The sequence below is a fragment of the Bradyrhizobium sp. Rc2d genome, from assembly GCF_900099855.1.
Lineage (GTDB): Bacteria > Pseudomonadota > Alphaproteobacteria > Rhizobiales > Xanthobacteraceae > Bradyrhizobium.
The window spans coordinates 63,646-80,605 of sequence record NZ_FNCU01000039.1; the positions used below are offsets into that span (position 1 = coordinate 63,646).

The following is a 16,960-nucleotide window of genomic DNA, read 5'->3' on the forward strand; positions in this document are numbered from 1 at the left end:
CTTCCTTGCAGAATCGTAGGCGGCGAAGCCGGCATATGCCGGCCCAGGATCGCGTGAATGGGTCGACAGTGGCGGCTCACGCTTCAGCATGAGCCGCCGCGTCAATTCTCGCATCAGCTTCGCATGAAGCCTTCGCACTCGCCCTCTGCCCAAGCGAGTGTGTTTTCCATTTTCTCACCTTGCGCGTAGCGGAGCGCCATCTTGGTCAGCGTCGCCTGTGTATAGATCTGCTGCGCAATTTTTGGCGGAGCCGGCGATGCCGCGATCGACAACGTCTGATGATTGTAGGGGTTCGGGTAATGATAGAGCGTGCCCTTCGGCGGCCCTTCCTCAGCCCAGGTCTTCAGTGTCGTCATCTTCGCGTACGCCGGCAAATCGTAACCGCCGCTTGCCGCCACGAATTTCTCGATCGACGACGGCTGCGACAAATGGGTGAGGAGGCTCTTGGCCGCTTCCTTGTTCTTGGAGAAGCTCCAGATGCTCCAGAAGAACGGCAGGAAGGGCGCGAAACGTCCCTTCGGACCGGCGGGGAAACCGTGCGTCCAGCACTGCTCGGCGACTTGCGGTGCGTCACGCTTGGCAACCGCCCAGGCGCTCGGCGGATTCATAATTAGCGCACCCCTGCCGGAAATCAGCCACTTGTTGTTCGAAGCGTCATCCCACGACGGGGCGTCCGGCGGCAGGACCGCGATCAGCTTCTTATAGTACTCGAGCGCTTGGCGAACTGCATCCGTTTTGACTGTGAGATCGCCTTTGGCATTGACCAGCTCGGCACCGAAGGACTGAAAAATTGCGCCTGCGGTGTCGACGCTGTCAGTAGTCTCGCCAAGACCAATGCCGAAGGGGAAGCCGGCTTTCTGGCAGGCTTCGGCCGCCTTGAGGAAGGTCTCCATCGTCCAGTTGTCGGCCTTCGGCTGTGAACCCGCCGGATACATCTCCTGCACATCGATATTGGCGTGTTTTTTCATCAGATCGATACGCGAGCAGGGGCCTTTGATCTGGCTGCCGACCGTCGCGGGCACGGCCAGCCATTTGCCGCCAGCCTGGCCGAGATATTTGACCGTGCCGTTCACTTCGCCATTCTGTTTGATGATCGGCTCCATGACGTCGTTGACCGGCTCAAGCAATTCAGCATAGGCATGCGGCTGCCAGCCATTGCCGGATGCGAGAATGTCGTGACCGGACTTCGCTTGCGCTTCGGCGGTCATGGTCAGAAGGAGCTTGTTGCCCTGACTGGTGATGTAGTCGATGGAGACTTCGACCTTCTCCTTCGCGGCCCATTCGTTGACGAGATCGGTCGAGGCCTTGTTGGCGCCCGGCACCCAATGGTCCCAGAAGCCGATCGAGAGCTTGCCGGCGGCGTAAGCGCCCCGGACATAGGGCGCCGTGATCAGCGCCGCGGAGGACATTGCAGTAGCAGCCACAAATTGACGTCGCGTCAGTGTCTTGCGTGACATCTCGTTTCCTCGCCTGGGTGTTGTTGTTGGAGTTTCCTCTGAGAGACTTCTTTCTTCGAGTTCTTGTTGGATTTTCTTATTAGTTCCGTCTTGGTGCCGCCGGCCCGCGTCGGCAATTCACGCAGGTCGCAGCAAATTGGTAGCGCGATCAGATCATGATTGATCGCGTCTGTCGAGAAAGCCGAACGGCTTCTCGTCTAGAACTAATGGTGTGTCCGGCACCGTCGTGGCCGCATTCAGGACGATGCGTTGCAGGCGAACCGCGGGCGTTCATTTTGCGACGCACACTCTGACCAACCGGGCTCGAATGATCCGTGCGCAATTACGCCGCAGTTTCGAATAAGCCTGCATAACCGCTTCGCGCGAAAGACTTTTCGGACGTGGACAGCAAATGTCCGCGTCTGGACCTCGGCGCGGCGGAAACGATAGAGTTGCAATTGCCATGGGGCTCTCGCCCGACAGGCCAGCAGATCGACGATGGAGACGAGAATGATCAAACCGGCGCTGCCAGCGCGGCTTCACCTGCGACGATGGTTTGCGCTGGGGTCCGTGCTCGCGCTGCTGCTCGGCGCAGCCGCGGTGGCGAATGCTCAAGGTCTGGTCAAAGGCGTTCAGGAGGGAGCCGCGGCCGGAAACAAGGCGGCAGGTCCGGTCGGCGGCGTGCTCGGCGGCGCCATCGGCGGCGTGGTGGGCGTCTTCACCGGCGTGCTCGGCGTCGGCAACAATGGCAATCAGGCGCCGCCGCCCAAGGACGCCAGCAAGGACGCCAGCAAGGATTCCAAGCAGCCGGGCGGCAAGGACAAGGATGCCAAGACCGCCAAGGCGGGCAAGGGCGCCAAAGCGAGCAAGGAGGCGAAGAACGCCGCGCCGAATGGCACGGACAACAAGGATAATAAGGATGTTCCGGTTCTGACCCAGAGCGGCGCACCGCAGCAGACCGCGGAACAGATCGTCGCCAACAGCGATTCCTACATCGAGCGGATCAAGACCGAACTGAACCTCACGCCTGATCAGGAGAAGCACTGGTACGGTTTCTCGAGCGCCATGCACTACCTGGGGCATAATGGTGCAGAGCGGCTCAACCTTCGGGTTGCCCGCGCCAAGCGCGATCCGCCAGACGACATCATCGAGCAGATGCGCAACGAGGCGCAGTTCCTGATCGACCGGGCCGCCGACCAGCGCAATGTCGCCGACGCCGCCGAGCCGCTCTATTCGAGCCTCGATGACAAGCAGAAGCAGGTCTTCATTCAGGAGATGGTGCGCCTCAGCCACGAGCGGGGACTGGATTGATCAAGTTGAATCGGATCGGGCGCGCCTGAATTAACGGCGCCTGCCACGAATTCGTGAATCCTCTCCGCAATTCGGTTATGGTTAGCTTCGTAAGGCTGACTGCGGGGTTGATATGGCGGACGGACTCTCCGTTTTCCTGGTCGAAGACGAGGCGTTGATCCGGATGATGATCGCGGACATGGTGGAGGAACTCGGCCACCACGTCGTCGCGGAAGCGGACAATGTCCGCGACGCCAGCGCCTTTGCCATGACCGCGCAATACGATCTGGCCATCCTCGACATCAATCTCATGGGCGTTTACGTCGATCCCGTCGCCGACCTGATCGAGCGCCGTGGAAAACCGTTCCTGTTCGCGACGGGCTACGGGCCGGAGCTGCTGCCGTCCTTGCTCCGGCGTAGGCCGATCCTGCGCAAGCCGATCGCAATGGATCAGCTCAAGGCGATGATCGATTCGATGTTTCCGGAAGCCACAGAGAAGACGCCGCACTGAGTGACGGCGAAGATGCCGCACTCGGTGACGGCGAAGACGCCGCACTGTGACGACGTAGACGTCGCCAACGAAAATGGCCGCCCGTCGGGGCGGCCATTTGCCGAAAGAGCTCGGTGCGCTGTCAGATCAGACCGGCGCTGAGATCGATGCCACGCGCGATCAGGCCGAACGAGACGGCCAGGCCCGTGCAGCAGAACAGCAAGATGGTCTTGAACGAAGAATCGGCGAACCGCGCTTCGACGGCGGCCGGCATCACGGCGAGCGAAATCATGCTCATGTTTACGTCCCCCCTTTGTTGGCCCTGATTTGCCTCAGGTGAGGGAACTCTTAGAACAAAAAGTTTGACGTCAGATTGCGAGGCATCGTTAACGAAGTCGCAATCGACCCCGCGCACTCCCGCGCATGAGCGAGATCGCGCGTCTCAGTTGCGGCCGTTCCTCAGCACCGTGGCAATGGTGCGGGCCGTCATGGCCGCGCGATCCGAGGCGCGCTGGGCAGCCAGCCGGTCTCTGGCCTTTTCCTCGATCAAGAGCTCGATCAAGGCCAGCCGCTTGTCTTCGTTATCCGCCTCGCGCAGCAGGCGGTGGTAGCGGTGATAGTCGAAACCCAAATCCTGTTTACGCATGCCACGCCCCCGCAACTACGCCACACACGGGCAGGATTGTTTCGCATCGGACACGCGCAGGCAAGCACGATCCTGCGTAGAATCGTGTGACCGCTGCAATCAGCTGTGAATTACTGGAACCCGCGAGAAGGGCGCTTCGTCCCTCAATTTGGATTGTGCTCGGCGAACATCTTGAGGCCGACGAAGCTCGCATCAGGTTTGATCACCAGCCTGGTCGGGATGTTGCGCAAGTAATCCTGGAAGCGTCCCTTGGCCTCGAAGCGTGCCCGGAATGCGGACGCCGCGAGAAATTCCGGAAAACGCGGCACGATTCCGCCGGCGATATAGACGCCGCCGCGGGCGCCGAAGGTCACTGCGAGATTGCCCGCGACCGAGCCGAGGATGGCGCAAAACATGTCGAGCGTCGCGCGGCTGACGGAGCAATGGCCCTCCAGCGCGGCTTTGGTGATGGCGGCAGGATCGCGATGCGGCACCTGGGCGCCGTCGACCTCCGCCAGGGCCTCGTAGAGGCTTTGCAGGCCGGAACCCGAGAGCGCGCCACGCTCGATGGAGACATGGCCAAGGCGCCTGCGCAGACAAGCGATCACGCGTTCCTCGCGCTCGTTCTCGGCCGGCAGGGTGGCGTGACCGGCCTCGGTCACGACCGCCAGCCGTGCGCCGTGGCGCTCGACCAGACAGGACACGCCAAAACCGGTTCCGGGCCCGATCACCAGCAACGGCTCTCCGGGCAGGCCGTCCTGTCCGCCAAGCGGAATCAGGTCGGCAGGCTGCAAGGCGGGTAGGGACCAGGCCATCACTTCGAAATCGTTGAGCACGTGCACGCTGTCAAAGCCGAGCGCAGGTTGCAGCTCGTTGCCATCGATGACCCAGGGACTGTTGGTCATGACGCAGCGATTGTTGGTCACGGGGCCCGCCACCGCCAGCACGGCTCTTCGGGGCTGCTCGCCGCCGGACTGGCGTCCGAGAACATCGACGATGGCCTCCCGGACGGTTGGGAAGTCGGCGACCTTCACATAGTCGATCGGTCCGGCCGGATCGCCGTCGCTGGATTCGGCCTGGCTCAGCGCGAAGCGAGCGTTGGTGCCGCCGATATCGGCGAGAAGAATCTGTCCTGTCTTGCCGATCGTCATGACCATATGGCTGCCGCGGCCGTGCAGGCCACGGGAACCCTTCTCCTCCACTCCGTCGACGCAGTCCGCATGAGTGCGGATGCCCGAGAATCCGCTCTTGGGTGCCGCTAGTCAACACGGACCAGCCCAAACCGTTTCATTTCAGGAACGATCGGTCCATTCTAACAAGCCTACGATGGTTGCGAAGCCGCGCGGGAAGATCGACATTGGAGACGAGCGTCTCGGTGCCTACAGTCCCCGGACGGCTGGAATGAGGCCTTGCATGAAGATCTCCGACCGTGACGTGCTGCTGGCGATTGACGTGCAGAACGACTTCTGCACCGGCGGAGCGCTCGCCGTTCCCGGCGGTGAAAAGGTCGTCCCCGCCATCAACCGAGTCGCCCAAAAATTCGCCAATGTGGTGCTGACCCAGGACTGGCATCCGCGTGATCACGTGTCATTCGCGACGAACCATGCCGGCAAGCAGCCGTTTGAGACCATCGAGCTCGACTACGGCACCCAGGTGCTTTGGCCCTCTCATTGCGTGCAGGGGACTGCGGGGGCTGAATTCCACCGCGAGCTCGACGTTGTCAGGGCGAGCCTGGTGGTGCGCAAGGGCTTCCGCCGCGGCATCGATTCCTATTCGGCGCTGTTCGAGAACGACCATAAGACGCCGACCGGACTGCTCGGTTACTTGCGCGAGCGCAAGCTGAAGACCGTCTTCGTCGCTGGTCTCGCGCTGGACTTCTGTGTTCGCTTCTCGGCGGAGGATGCCCGCCAGGCAGGTTTCGAGGTTGCCGTCGTCGAGGATGCCTGTCGCGGCATCGATCTCGACGGCTCCCTGGCCGCGACCCATCGGAGTTTTAGGGATCGCGGCATTTCGGTCGTGAGCCTCGAGGCGTTCCTGTGACGATATTGAGATAGCCATGGTGGAGAAGACCGGCAAACAGCCACGCGGACCAGGGCATGCGCCGGATGATCCGCTGCTGTGGCCGTTTACGGCGGCGCGGCTCGCCATGGACGCCTGTTTCTGGTGGCTGGAGCGCGGAGCTGTGGAGCAGGGCGAGAGCAGCCTGCCGTGGACGACGCCCAGCACGGTCGCGCTGGAGCTTGCGACGATGCGCCTGCGCGATTTCACGCAGACGCGGTCCGGCCAGCCGGCGCTGGTCTGCGCGCCCTATGCGCTGCATCGGGCCCTGATCGCCGACTTTGCGCCCGGCCACAGCGTGGTGCAGTCTCTGCAAAATGGCGGCATCGGCCGCGTCTATCTCACCGACTGGCGGTCAGCCACGCCGGAGATGCGCTATCTCTCGATCGACAGTTATCTTACCGATCTCAACGTCGCCATCGACGAGATCGGCGCGCCGGTCGATCTCGTCGGGCTGTGCCAGGGCGGCTGGCTGTCGCTGCTCTATGCGGCACGCTTTCCGGCCAAGGTGCGGCGGCTGGTCCTGGTCGGCGCTCCTGTCGATCTGTCGATCGACTCGGCGCTGTCGCGGCTCGCCCGCAATGCGCCCGAGCTGGTTTACGACCAGCTCGTCGCACGCGGCGGCGGCAATGTCAGCGGCGAGGAGATGCTGCGCTTCTGGTCCAAATCGCCTGACAGCGACGGTATCGAAGTGGCGTTGCAGAGGGGGCTTTCGGACGAGGAAGGCGCGGGCCTGCTCGCGCGCTTCGATCGCTGGAATACCGAGACGCTCGATTTGCCGGGCACCTATTACCTTCAGATCGTCAACTGGATTTTCCGGGAGAACCGGATTGCCGGCGGCCAATTCGTCGCGCTCGGCCGCCCGGTTGACCTGAAGGACGTCAAGGCGCCGGTCTTCTTGCTGTCCGGGCTGGACGACGATGTCGTGCCGGCTGTGCAGGCACTCGCCACCGCGGGTCTCGTCGGCACGCCGCCGGCGTTCATTGCGGCAGCCTCCGAGCCGAGCAATCATCTCGGCCTATTCATGGGGGCGCGAACCCATGTCCATGCCTGGCCCCGGATCGCCGAGTGGCTGCGCAACGATCTGTCCGGGGTCTTGGCCCGCAGCGCCTGACGTCGCGGGCGCCGACCGGCCGATATGCAAATCCGTTATGCATGACGGCGGATGGCCTGCACCGGCCCCGGTCGATGGGCTACATATGATGTGAGCTGACGGCTGCGGCCGGCGGCGCAAGAGATTGCAAGGGATTGAAGGTACAGCGCTCGATGACGTTCCACTCGATCTACGCCCACGGATTTGCGCGCGTGGCGGCCTGCGTCACCACCTCCCACGTGGCCGATCCCTCGGCCAATGCGAAGGCCATTCTGGCCGCGGCCAATGCCTGCCACGAACAGTCGGTGGCGGCTGCCGTGTTTCCCGAGCTGTGCCTGTCCGGCTACGCCATCGAGGATCTGGTCAAGCAGGACCCGCTGCTCGATGCGGTCGAGCGCGGGCTTGCGACGATCGTCAAGGCCTCCTCAGCGCTGATGACGGTCCTGATCGTCGGCGCGCCGCTGCGCTATGGCAATCGCATCTATAATTGCGCCGTCGTCATTCATCGCGGCAACATCCTCGGCGTCGTGCCCAAGAGCTACCTGCCGACCTACCGCGAATTCTACGAGGGACGGCATTTCGCCTCCGGCGCCGGCATCGCCGGCGAGACGATCTCCTTTGGCGGGCTGCATGCTCCGTTCGGTGTCGACCTTCTGTTCTCGGCCGAGGACGTCCCGGGCCTGACCATCGGCGTCGAGATCTGCGAGGACATGTGGATCCCGGTGACGCCGGCTTCCGAGCTCGCGCTTGCGGGCGCCAGCGTGCTGATCAATCTCTCGGGCAGCCCGATCACGATCGGCCGGGCGCGCTCGCGCGCGCTGCTGTGCCAATCGACATCGGCACGCTGCCTCGCAGCCTATGTCTATGCCGCCGCCGGAGCAGGGGAATCGACCACCGATCTCGCCTGGGACGGCCAGACCTCGATCTACGAGAATGGCGTGCTGCTGGCCGAGGGCGAGCGGTTCCGCCAGAGCGGCCAGATCACGTATGCCGACGTCGATCTCGACCTGCTCAGGCAGGAGCGCGCGCTGATGGGCACGTTCGACGACAACCGCCGCCAGCGCGAGGCGTTTTTCCGCAAGTTGACATTCGCGCTGAAGCCGCCGGCCGCCGACATCGGCTTCCTGCGCAAGGTCGAGCGCTTTCCCTTCGTGCCGAGCGACGAGAGCCTGCTCGAGCAGGATTGCTATGAAGCCTACAACATCCAGGTCGCCGGCCTCGTGCAGCGGATGCGCGCCACCGGCACCAAGCGCGTCGTGATCGGCGTCTCGGGCGGGCTCGATTCCACCCATGCATTGATCGTCGCCGCCAAGGCGGTCGATCTGCTCGGCCTGCCGCGCCAAAACATCTTCGCCTTCACCATGCCGGGCTTTGCCACCGGCAGCGAGAGCAAGACCAATGCGCTGGCGTTGATGCAAGCGTTGCAGACGACCTGGCAGGAACTCGACATCCGCACCACGGCGACGCAGATGCTGAAGGATATCGGCCACCCCTTTGGCAAGGGCGAGAAGGTCTACGACGTCACCTTCGAGAACGTGCAGGCGGGGCTGCGCACCGACTATCTGTTCCGGCTCGCCAACCATCACGGCGGCATCGTCATCGGCACCGGCGATCTCTCCGAGCTCGCGCTCGGCTGGTGCACCTATGGCGTCGGCGACCAGATGGCGCATTACAACGTCAATGCCGGCGTGCCGAAGACCCTGATCCAGCATCTGATCCGCTGGGTGATCTCCTCGAAACAGTTCAGTGACAACGTCAACCGGACGCTTGGCGCAATCCTGGCTGCCGAAATCTCCCCTGAGCTCGTGCCGGTGCAGCCTGGCGAGAAGCCGCAGAGCACGGAAGCGTCCGTCGGCCCCTACGAGCTGCAGGATTTCAACCTGTTCTACACGCTGCGCTTCGGGATGCGTCCCTCCAAGATCGCCTTCATGGCGCAGCACGCCTGGAAGGACGTCGCCAAGGGCGAATGGCCGCCGGCATTCCCAAGCGACCGGCGCAAGGCCTACGAACTTCCTGAGATCCGGCGCTGGCTCGAGGTGTTCCTGCGCCGCTTCTTCGCTTTCAGCCAGTTCAAGCGCTCGGCCATGCCGAACGGACCGAAGGTCTCGGCCGGCGGCTCATTGTCGCCGCGCGGCGACTGGCGCGCGCCGTCGGACGCGAGCGCGGCGGCATGGCTCGAGGATCTCGAAAGGAACGTGCCGAACTGATCAGTGTAGCGGATCGACATAGGGGAGACGATTGGATGTCGGCCGGAGATGGGGCAAAAGCGGGTGAGGAGGCCAGGGTCATCAACGGCCTCTACATCTTCGACATCGAGATGCGCGACGGCAAGCGCGGCCAGGCCAGGGGCGTGGTCGTGCTCTGCGACGGACGCATCATGGGCGGCGACAGTTATTTCTACTACACCGGCAGCTACACGTACCGGAACGGCAAGTGGCGGGGCGACATGATCGTCAATCAGCACACCGAAGCCGTCGGCAAGACGCTCGCGTTCGGCGGCAGGGAGGTCACTTGCGGTTTCTCGGGCGGCTACTCGGCCGGTGGCGCCGAGGTCGAAGGCATGGCGCTGGTTGGGAAGACCACCGTGACATTCACGGCCCGCCTCACGCTCAAGGAGGCGATGTGAGCCCGGCGTGATCTGCCCGATGGGCTTGCTCCTCGTCCCCACTCAGGAGCATGGACAGAATGTTCGCTGACGATCGAGCCGCAGACGCGCTAGAGCATGATCCGGAAAAGTGTGCAGCGGTTTTCCGAAAAGATCATGCTCAAACAATATCCTTTAGGTGCCAGACCGGAAGACGACGCTGAAACGATAACGCGCCGCCCGGCTGAACAGCCGGACGGCGCGAAATCGTGTTCAATCTGAAAAGTTTCGAGGTCCGGAGTGCCTAGGAGTCCGGACCTCGTCACCTTGCCCCAGCCTTCAATCTCCCGCCCCATGTGGTCCCCCAACCCCATGTTGCGCGATCAGAGGTGATGCCCGTGGAAGTGGCCGCCGATCGATGTCCGGCGATGTACGCGAACTATGGTTAGGACTCCATTCCGGATCACTACGGACATGAATACGCTTGCCGTGTGTTCGTTCGGCATCGGTGCTGCGATCTTGTTTCCTGAATCCGCAGCGGGCGGCGGCAGGATGTCCACATCTCCTCACGTTGAAGAACCTGCGTTTCACCGGCCTGTCATTGAACTGGTCTAGCGCTGCTTCCGTCATCGCTGACGGCCAAGGAGCAAGCCATGTCGAAGCCGGTGCTGGGCGCCGCATTGTCCATCAAATCGATCCCTGCGCATCGCGACTGGCTTCTGGAACGGCAGCGCGATCTCGAGATCCAGGATTTTTTCCGCGCCGATCTGCTCGATAGTGACTGGCGCACGACCGCCGGCGAGATCAAGCAGATGCTTGCGGGCCATACCGGCCGGCTCGGCATTCACGGCCCGTTCTGGGGCTTCAAGATCGACAGCCACGATCCCATGATCCGTCAGGCCGTGACCAAGCGTCTGCTTCAGGGTCTCGATGCCGCCGAGTTCCTCGGCGCGACCCAGATGGTGATCCATTCGCCGTTCACGACCTGGGACCACAACAATCTCGATCTCTATCCGGACAATCGCGACAATCTGGTCGAGCGCGTCAAGGCGACGCTGGCCGAAGTGATCGCGCGTGCCGAGACCATCGGCTGCGAGATCGTGATCGAGAACATCGAGGACAAGGATCCGCGCGACCGTGTGCGCCTTGCCAAGGCGCTCGAAAGCAGCAAGGTCCGCGTCTCCCTCGACACCGGGCACGCCAATTATGCCCACATCTCCACCGGCGCGCCGCCGGTCGATTACTACGTCGAGACCGCCGGCGACATGCTGACGCATGTGCATCTCCAGGACACCGACGGCTTTGCCGACCGGCACTGGGCGCCGGGCGAAGGCAACATCCCGTGGGGCGCCGTGTTCCGCGCACTGGGACGGCTGACGTCCAACCCGCGGCTGATCCTCGAACTCCGCAACCACGACGACGTCCGCGCTGGCGCAGCCCATCTCGCCGCGCTTGGGCTTGCCGAATAACCGACATCACAAAGGGCAGGCGTCACCATCATGAGCAAGCTCACCCGTCGCACCATCCTGAAATCCGGCGGCGCTGCCGCAAGCGCACTCCTTTTGCCGCGGTTTGCGATCGCGCAAGGCGACAACCGTCCGTCGGTGACGATCGCCGTGCAGAAGGTGACGAATGCGAACGTGCTCGACGTGCTGCGCGAGCAGTCCAATGTCGGCGAGCGCGTGTTCTTCTCCTCGATCTGGGAAGGTCTGATCTCCAAGAACTGGCGCGGCAATCTCGAGGCCGTGCCGGGACTTGCCACCGAATGGCACCGCGTCGACGACCAGACCGTCGAGGTGAAGCTGCGCCAGGGCGTCAAGTTCCACAATGGCGACGAGCTTACTGCCGAAGATGTCCTCTTCTCCTTCAGCCGCGAGCGCATGTTCGGCGAGACCGAGGCCAAGAGCCGCACCACCATCCAGGCCTTCGAGAAGATCCCGACGCCGCGTCCCGGCAAGGAGCTGCCGCCTGATGTGCCCGCCGTTGCCCGCCGCATCTGGCCGGACCTCGTGCGCGTCGATGCCGTCGACAAGTACACGGTGCGCTTCTACAACGCGACGCCCGACGTCACGATCGAGGGCCGGCTGTCGCGCTACGGCTCCGACATCATGAACCGCCGCGCGTGGGAAGAGTCCGCGAGCTATCTCGACTGGGCGCGCAAACCCGTCACCACAGGTCCCTACAAGGTCGTCGAGCTCAAGCCCGACGTGTCGCTGACGCTCGAAGCCCATGACGAATATTGGGGCGGCCGTCCGCCGCTCAAGCGCATCCGCTTCCTCGAGGTGCCTGAAGTCGCGAGCCGCATCAACGGCCTGCTCTCGGGCGAATATCAGTTCGCCTGCGACATCCCGCCGGACCAGATCGCCGGCATCGAGAAGAATTCGGCGTTCGAGGTGCAGGGCGGCACCATCCTCAATCACCGCCTGACCGTGTTCGACAAGAACCACGCCCAGCTCGCCAATCCGCTTGTCAGGCGCGCCTTCACCCATGCGATCGACCGCCAGGCGATCGTCGATAGCCTGTGGGCCGGCCGCACCCGGGTGCCGAAGGGCCTGCAATGGGAATTCTACGGCGACATGTTCAACGCCGACTGGAGCGTGCAGGCCTATGATCCCAAGCTCGCGCAGGATCTGTTGAAGCAGGCCAATTACAAGGGCGATCCGATCCCGTACCGCCTGCTCAACAATTACTACACCAACCAGGTCGCGACCGCGCAGGTGCTGGTCGAGATGTGGAAGTCGGTCGGCCTCAACGTGCAGATCGAGACCAAGGAGAACTGGTCGCAGATCATGGAGCGCGCGCCGACCCGCGCCGTGCGCGACTGGTCGAACTCGGCCGCCTTCAACGATCCAGTGTCGTCGCTGGTCGCCCAGCACGGGCCGAACGGCCAGCAGCAGCAGATCGGCGAATGGACCAACACCGAGCTGAACAAGCTCTCGGAGTTCCTGGAGGCCTCGACCGATCGCGCGGCCCGCAAGAAGGCGTTCCGCCGCATGCTGGAGATCGCCGAGCGCGAGGACCCTGCCTACACGGTGCTGCACCAGAACGCGACGTTCACCGCCAAGCCGAAATCGATCAAGTGGAAGGCAGCGCCGGCCTTCGCGATGGATTTCCGCGCCGGCAATTTCGAGGCCTGAGGTGGCGCCGCTGGTCAGCATCCGGGGCCTGCGGGTCGCCTTCAACGGCGTGCCGGTCCTGCGCGGCGTCGACGTCAGCTTGCAGAAGGGTGAGGCCCTCGGCCTCGTCGGCGAGTCCGGATCGGGCAAGTCGGTGACATGGCTTGCCGCCCTCGGCCTGCTGCCGCGCCATGCGCAGGTCACGGGCTCCGTGCTGCTCGACGGCCGTGAGCTCCTGGGCGCGCCCGCCGCCGAGCTCGACCATGTCAGAGGCGGGCGGGTTGCCATGATCTTCCAGGATCCGGCGAGTGCGCTCAATCCGGTGCTGACCATCCGCAGGCAGCTCTGCGAAGCGCTGGCGCTGCATCGCGATCTCTCCGGCGAGGCGGTGAAGGCGGAAGCGCGGCGGCTGCTCGATCTCGTCGGCATTCCCGATGCAGCGCGGCGGCTGTCGGCCTATCCGCACGAATTCTCCGGCGGCCAGGTTCAGCGCATCATGATCGCGATGGCGCTGGCCGGAAATCCCGACCTGCTGATCGCGGACGAGCCGACCACCGCGCTCGATGCCACCATTCAGGCCCAGATTCTGGAGCTGCTCTCTACGGTCCGCCGCGAGATCGGCATGGCGATGGTCCTGATCAGCCACGATCTCGGTGTCGTCGCCGAGAACTGCGACCGCGTCGCGGTGATGTATGCCGGCCGCATCGTCGAGCAGGCGCCGAGCAACCAGCTCTTCTCCGATCCCGTGCATCCTTACGCGCAGGGCCTGATCGGCGCGCTGCCGCCGCTCGATGGGCCGCGGCGGCGCCTGACGGCCATTCCCGGCACCGTGCCCGATCCCGCGCGGATGCCTGACGGTTGCGCCTTCGCGCCACGCTGCACGCTGGCGGCCGAGCCGTGCGGACTTGCCGCGCCGAGCCTGGCGCCGATCGCGGATGATCGCGCTGTCGCCTGCATCCGCGCCGAGGCTTCGCGCCGTGCGCTGCTCGGGATCGCCGCCGAATGAGCGCGCCGCTCGTCGAGGTGTCCGCGATCTCGCGCAGCTACGCAATGCGCTCCGGAATGTTCGGTCGAGCTACGGCCGTGCATGCGGTCGACGGGGTGTCGCTGACCATTCCCAAGGGTGAGACGTTGGGCCTCGTCGGCGAGTCCGGCTCGGGCAAATCGACCACGGGCCGCATCGTGCTCGGCCTTGAGCCGCCCGACAGGGGCGAGGTGCGGTTCGACGGCAAGCCGATGGCCGCGCCGGGAACGGCCGCATGGCGCGCGCAGCGGGCACGCATGCAGATGATCTTCCAGGATCCGCTGGGCGCGTTGGACCGGCGGCTGCCGGTCGCTGCGCAGATCCGCGAGCCCCTGGACATCCACGATCTCGGCACGCCCGCCGAGCGCGAAGATCGCGTCCGCGAGCTGCTGCGCGCGGTCGAGCTGACGCCGGTCCACGGCGCGCGCTATCCCGGCGCGCTGTCCGGCGGCCAGCGCCAGCGCATCGTGCTGGCACGGGCGCTGGCGACGAAGCCTGATTTCCTGGTCTGCGACGAGCCGGTCAGCGCGCTCGACGTCTCGATCCAAGCGCAGGTGGTGAACCTGCTCGCCGACCTCCAGGCGCAACTGTCGCTGACGGTACTGTTCATCAGCCACGATCTGCGCGTCGTCAGGCAGATCAGCAATGTCGTTGCCGTGATGTATCTCGGCCGCATCGTCGAGATCGGCAGCGCCGATGATCTGTTTGCGCGGCCCGAGCATCCGTACACCCAGGCCCTGGTCTCGGCCTCGCCCGCACCGGGCCGCCGCAGTGCCAGCCGCATCGTGCTGGCAGGCGATCCACCCAATCCGGCTGCGCGTCCTCAAGGCTGCGCCTTCCACCCGCGCTGCCCGCGCGCGATCGCGCGCTGTGCGAGCGAGGTGCCGGTGCTCTCAGCCATCGGCGGCAACAGGCAGGTCGCCTGTCATCTGGTCACGGGCGCCGAGACGCGGGACGCGGCGTGATGGGACGCTATTTCGCCATTCGCATCGGACGCGCGGCGCTCACCATTGTGCTCGTCGTCACCTTCGCCTTCGTCGTGCTGCGGCTATCGGGCGATCCCGCGCTGATGATTTTGGGACCGGAGGCACCCCCTGAGGTGCTCGCGGCGTTCCGCAAGGCCTGGGGCCTCGATGATCCCATCTGGTTTCAATATCTCGATTATTTCGGCGCCATCGCCAAGGGCGAGCTCGGCCGCTCCATGCGCGACGGGCGGCCCGCGATCGAGCTGGTGCTGGAGCGGATCCCGGCGACGCTGGCGCTGACGCTGCCGGCCTTTGCCTTCAAGGTGGCGCTCGGCATTCCCGCCGGCATCTATGCCGCGCTGCATCGGGGCTCGGGAATCGACCGCGCCGTGATGATGACGGCGGTCGCGGGCTTCACCGTCCCGAGTTTCGTGCTCGCGCTGGTGTTGGTGCTGGTGTTCGCCGTGCAGCTCGGCTGGCTGCCGTCGGGCGGGCAGGACAGCTGGCGCCACGCGATCCTGCCCATTGCGACGCTCGGCCTTGGCGGCGCCGCGGTGCTGGCGCGCTTCACCCGCAGCGCAATGCTGGAGGTGCTGGGCCAGCCCTACATCCGCACCGCCTCGGCCAAGGGCGTGCCATGGCGCAAGGTGGTGACGTCGCATGCGCTGCCGAACGCGGCGATTCCGACCGTGACTATTTTGGGCTTCATGGTGGGCACGCTGATCGCCGGTGCGGTCGTGGTGGAGAGCGTGTTTGCCTGGCCGGGAGTAGGGCGCCTGCTCGTCGTCGCCGTCGCCAACCGCGACCTCGCCGTCGTCCAATGCATCCTGCTGCTGGTCGCCATGACCATGGTCACGTCCAACCTGATCGTCGATTTCCTCTACGGCTTCCTCGACCCGCGGCTGCGCGCCAAAGGAGCGCATGCATGACCGACGCGACGCTGAAGGATACCGAAGCGTTTTCAAGCGAAGTGGATACCGGTTCGCGTGAAGAAAACGCGTCAAAACCAGAATCTAGAGCCCCGTTCCGATTTCATCGGAACGGAAAGGGCTCTAGCGTCCGCCGCCGCATCAGCCTGCCGGCGATCCCGGTCTCGGTCGCGCTGGCGATCATCTGGATCATCGCCACGCTGGTGATCGCCGCCTTCGCCGAGAAGCTCGCACCCTACGGCTTCACCCAGCTTGATCTGCGCAATCGCCTGGCCGCGCCCGGCAATGCCGCGCATTGGCTCGGCACCGACGAGCTCGGCCGCGACGTGCTGTCGCGGCTGCTCGTCTCGATCCGCATTTCGCTGCTGATCGCGTTCGGCGCCACCGCGATCTCGGCCGTGGTCGGCACCACGCTCGGCTTCCTGGCCGCGCATTTCCGCGGGGCCGTCGAACAGCTCGTGCTGATGCTGACCGACTTCCAGGCCAGCATGCCCTTCCTGATCATGGCGCTCGCAGTGCTCGCCTTCTTCGGCAACTCGCTGCCGCTCTTGATCGGCCTGATGGGCCTGTTCGGCTGGGAGCGCTACGCCCGCATCGCGCGGGGATTGGCGATCTCCGCCAATGCGCAGGGCTATGCCGCCGCGGTCCGCCAGTTGGGCGCGACGCCGTCGCGGATCTACCTTCGGCATATCCTGCCCAACATCGCCTCGACCCTGATCGTCTCGACCACGCTGGTATTCCCCGAGGTGATCCTGATGGAGTCCGGCCTGTCCTTCCTTGGCCTGGGCGTGCAGCCGCCGATGACCAGCCTCGGCAACATGGTCGGCTACGGCCGGGAATACCTGACCCGGGCACCCTGGATCATGCTGGCGCCGGCCACCACCATCGTGGTCACGACGTTGGCTGTCTCCGTGATCGGCGACTGGCTGCGCGACCGGCTCGATCCGACCCTGCAATAGGGGGAGGGCTCCCGTAGCCCGGATGGAGCGCAGCGAAATCCGGGACAGCCCTAACCGCAGTAGACACCTGCCCCGGATTGCGCTGCGAGAGTGGGCAAGAATTGTGTTTCGCCCCTGATTATATGGCGTAGCCGAGGGTCGGGCGTATTTTTGCTTGGAAGCGCGGTGCCGTGGCTTGTAGGCGGGTGACGGCGTTAAGCAGCCAGAACGCCCAATGTGGATGGCAATTGGCCAGATAGGCCATGAAGCTGTCGATTCCGAGGATGCTCAATACGCGGGAGAAGTTGTAGCAGAGCGCCATCAGGCTCCATTCGCCGCGCACCTTGTCGAAGCCGCGGACGAGGAAGTGGCGGTAGCCCGCCCGGCATTTGAGGGTGCCGAAGGGGTGTTC

Annotated in this window: 16 protein-coding genes and 1 pseudogene; 12 read left to right on the plus strand and 5 right to left on the minus strand. The window is 64.5% G+C overall.

Translation table 11 applies throughout. The annotated features are described in order from the left end of the window. Window positions 1-113: 113 nt before the first annotated feature. A complete protein-coding gene (locus BLV07_RS33675; protein ID WP_091894529.1) occupies window positions 114-1,457 on the minus strand; it encodes an ABC transporter substrate-binding protein in 1,344 nt (447 codons plus the stop codon). A gap of 489 nt (window positions 1,458-1,946) precedes the next feature. Here BLV07_RS33675 and BLV07_RS33680 point away from each other — a divergent pair, with 489 nt between their 5' ends. Further along, on the plus strand, window positions 1,947-2,747 hold the full coding sequence (locus BLV07_RS33680) for a Spy/CpxP family protein refolding chaperone (RefSeq protein WP_091894531.1): 801 nt from the start codon (window positions 1,947-1,949) through the stop codon (window positions 2,745-2,747). Window positions 2,748-2,859: 112 nt separating this feature from the next. Further along, the gene (locus tag BLV07_RS33685; protein ID WP_091894533.1) at window positions 2,860-3,237 is read left to right on the plus strand and encodes a response regulator; all 378 of its coding nucleotides are present in this window, start codon (window positions 2,860-2,862) and stop codon (window positions 3,235-3,237) included. Between the two features lie 121 nt (window positions 3,238-3,358). Here the strand turns inward: BLV07_RS33685 and BLV07_RS47905 are convergent, their stop codons facing one another. The 3 genes from BLV07_RS47905 to glk form a co-directional block, all read right to left on the minus strand. Beyond that, a complete protein-coding gene (locus BLV07_RS47905) occupies window positions 3,359-3,514 on the minus strand; it encodes a hypothetical protein (RefSeq protein ID WP_176945925.1) in 156 nt (51 codons plus the stop codon). Window positions 3,515-3,658: 144 nt separating this feature from the next. Continuing rightward, window positions 3,659-3,862 carry a hypothetical protein gene (locus BLV07_RS33690; protein WP_091894535.1) on the minus strand — a complete coding sequence of 68 codons (204 nt, stop codon included), beginning with the start codon at window positions 3,860-3,862 and terminating at the stop codon, window positions 3,659-3,661. Between the two features lie 143 nt (window positions 3,863-4,005). Beyond that, window positions 4,006-4,992, minus strand: a complete 987-nt coding sequence (gene glk / locus BLV07_RS33695; protein ID WP_091894565.1) for a glucokinase — start codon at window positions 4,990-4,992, stop codon at window positions 4,006-4,008. Between the two features lie 250 nt (window positions 4,993-5,242). Between glk and pncA the strand changes: the two genes are divergently transcribed. The 10 genes from pncA to BLV07_RS33750 all read left to right on the plus strand — a co-directional run bounded on the left by pncA (window position 5,243) and on the right by BLV07_RS33750 (window position 16,569). Further along, window positions 5,243-5,881 (plus strand): bifunctional nicotinamidase/pyrazinamidase, encoded by a 639-nt coding sequence (gene pncA, locus BLV07_RS33700; protein WP_091894567.1) that lies wholly within the window; start codon window positions 5,243-5,245, stop codon window positions 5,879-5,881. A 16-nt stretch (window positions 5,882-5,897) separates the two neighbouring features. Further along, the gene (locus BLV07_RS33705; RefSeq protein ID WP_091894537.1) at window positions 5,898-7,013 is read left to right on the plus strand and encodes an alpha/beta fold hydrolase; all 1,116 of its coding nucleotides are present in this window, start codon (window positions 5,898-5,900) and stop codon (window positions 7,011-7,013) included. A gap of 152 nt (window positions 7,014-7,165) precedes the next feature. Next, complete coding sequence (locus BLV07_RS33710) at window positions 7,166-9,199, plus strand: NAD(+) synthase (protein WP_091894539.1); 2,034 nt, start codon at window positions 7,166-7,168, stop codon at window positions 9,197-9,199. A 35-nt stretch (window positions 9,200-9,234) separates the two neighbouring features. Then, window positions 9,235-9,618 carry a GrlR family regulatory protein gene (locus tag BLV07_RS33715; RefSeq protein ID WP_176945926.1) on the plus strand — a complete coding sequence of 128 codons (384 nt, stop codon included), beginning with the start codon at window positions 9,235-9,237 and terminating at the stop codon, window positions 9,616-9,618. 611 nt (window positions 9,619-10,229) lie between these two features. Then, window positions 10,230-11,045, plus strand: a complete 816-nt coding sequence (locus BLV07_RS33725; RefSeq protein ID WP_091894545.1) for a sugar phosphate isomerase/epimerase family protein — start codon at window positions 10,230-10,232, stop codon at window positions 11,043-11,045. Between the two features lie 30 nt (window positions 11,046-11,075). After that, on the plus strand, window positions 11,076-12,713 hold the full coding sequence (locus tag BLV07_RS33730; protein WP_091894547.1) for an ABC transporter substrate-binding protein: 1,638 nt from the start codon (window positions 11,076-11,078) through the stop codon (window positions 12,711-12,713). Window position 12,714: 1 nt separating this feature from the next. Beyond that, window positions 12,715-13,698: an ABC transporter ATP-binding protein gene (locus BLV07_RS33735; protein WP_091894549.1), complete on the plus strand. Its 984-nt coding sequence runs from the start codon at window positions 12,715-12,717 to the stop codon at window positions 13,696-13,698. Continuing rightward, window positions 13,695-14,681 carry an ABC transporter ATP-binding protein gene (locus tag BLV07_RS33740; RefSeq protein ID WP_091894551.1) on the plus strand — a complete coding sequence of 329 codons (987 nt, stop codon included), beginning with the start codon at window positions 13,695-13,697 and terminating at the stop codon, window positions 14,679-14,681. The genes BLV07_RS33735 and BLV07_RS33740 overlap by 4 nt, the downstream gene beginning before the upstream one ends. Beyond that, a complete protein-coding gene (locus BLV07_RS33745) occupies window positions 14,681-15,610 on the plus strand; it encodes an ABC transporter permease (protein ID WP_176945928.1) in 930 nt (309 codons plus the stop codon). Before BLV07_RS33740 ends, BLV07_RS33745 begins: the two co-directional genes overlap by 1 nt. After that, the gene (locus BLV07_RS33750; RefSeq protein WP_091894555.1) at window positions 15,607-16,569 is read left to right on the plus strand and encodes an ABC transporter permease; all 963 of its coding nucleotides are present in this window, start codon (window positions 15,607-15,609) and stop codon (window positions 16,567-16,569) included. The genes BLV07_RS33745 and BLV07_RS33750 overlap by 4 nt, the downstream gene beginning before the upstream one ends. 118 nt (window positions 16,570-16,687) lie before the next feature. Here the strand turns inward: BLV07_RS33750 and BLV07_RS48375 are convergent. Further along, window positions 16,688-16,960, minus strand: a pseudogene (locus tag BLV07_RS48375) (hypothetical protein); the annotation flags it as partial.

Excerpts from the sequence above, each read along its gene's own strand:
- BLV07_RS33710 (WP_091894539.1), top strand. The coding sequence starts at position 7,166 with ATGACGTTCCACTCGATCTACGCCCACGGATTTGCGCGCGTGGCGGCC.
- BLV07_RS33690 (WP_091894535.1), bottom strand. The coding sequence starts at position 3,862 with ATGCGTAAACAGGATTTGGGTTTCGACTATCACCGCTACCACCGCCTG.
- BLV07_RS33715 (WP_176945926.1), top strand. The coding sequence starts at position 9,235 with ATGTCGGCCGGAGATGGGGCAAAAGCGGGTGAGGAGGCCAGGGTCATC.
- BLV07_RS33745 (WP_176945928.1), top strand. The coding sequence starts at position 14,681 with ATGGGACGCTATTTCGCCATTCGCATCGGACGCGCGGCGCTCACCATT.
- BLV07_RS33730 (WP_091894547.1), top strand. The coding sequence starts at position 11,076 with ATGAGCAAGCTCACCCGTCGCACCATCCTGAAATCCGGCGGCGCTGCC.
- BLV07_RS33750 (WP_091894555.1), top strand. The coding sequence starts at position 15,607 with ATGACCGACGCGACGCTGAAGGATACCGAAGCGTTTTCAAGCGAAGTG.
- BLV07_RS33740 (WP_091894551.1), top strand. The coding sequence starts at position 13,695 with ATGAGCGCGCCGCTCGTCGAGGTGTCCGCGATCTCGCGCAGCTACGCA.
- BLV07_RS33725 (WP_091894545.1), top strand. The coding sequence starts at position 10,230 with ATGTCGAAGCCGGTGCTGGGCGCCGCATTGTCCATCAAATCGATCCCT.
- BLV07_RS33675 (WP_091894529.1), bottom strand. The coding sequence starts at position 1,457 with ATGTCACGCAAGACACTGACGCGACGTCAATTTGTGGCTGCTACTGCA.
- BLV07_RS47905 (WP_176945925.1), bottom strand. The coding sequence starts at position 3,514 with ATGAGCATGATTTCGCTCGCCGTGATGCCGGCCGCCGTCGAAGCGCGG.
- BLV07_RS33680 (WP_091894531.1), top strand. The coding sequence starts at position 1,947 with ATGATCAAACCGGCGCTGCCAGCGCGGCTTCACCTGCGACGATGGTTT.
- pncA (WP_091894567.1), top strand. The coding sequence starts at position 5,243 with ATGAGGCCTTGCATGAAGATCTCCGACCGTGACGTGCTGCTGGCGATT.
- BLV07_RS33705 (WP_091894537.1), top strand. The coding sequence starts at position 5,898 with ATGGTGGAGAAGACCGGCAAACAGCCACGCGGACCAGGGCATGCGCCG.
- BLV07_RS33685 (WP_091894533.1), top strand. The coding sequence starts at position 2,860 with ATGGCGGACGGACTCTCCGTTTTCCTGGTCGAAGACGAGGCGTTGATC.
- glk (WP_091894565.1), bottom strand. The coding sequence starts at position 4,992 with ATGACGATCGGCAAGACAGGACAGATTCTTCTCGCCGATATCGGCGGC.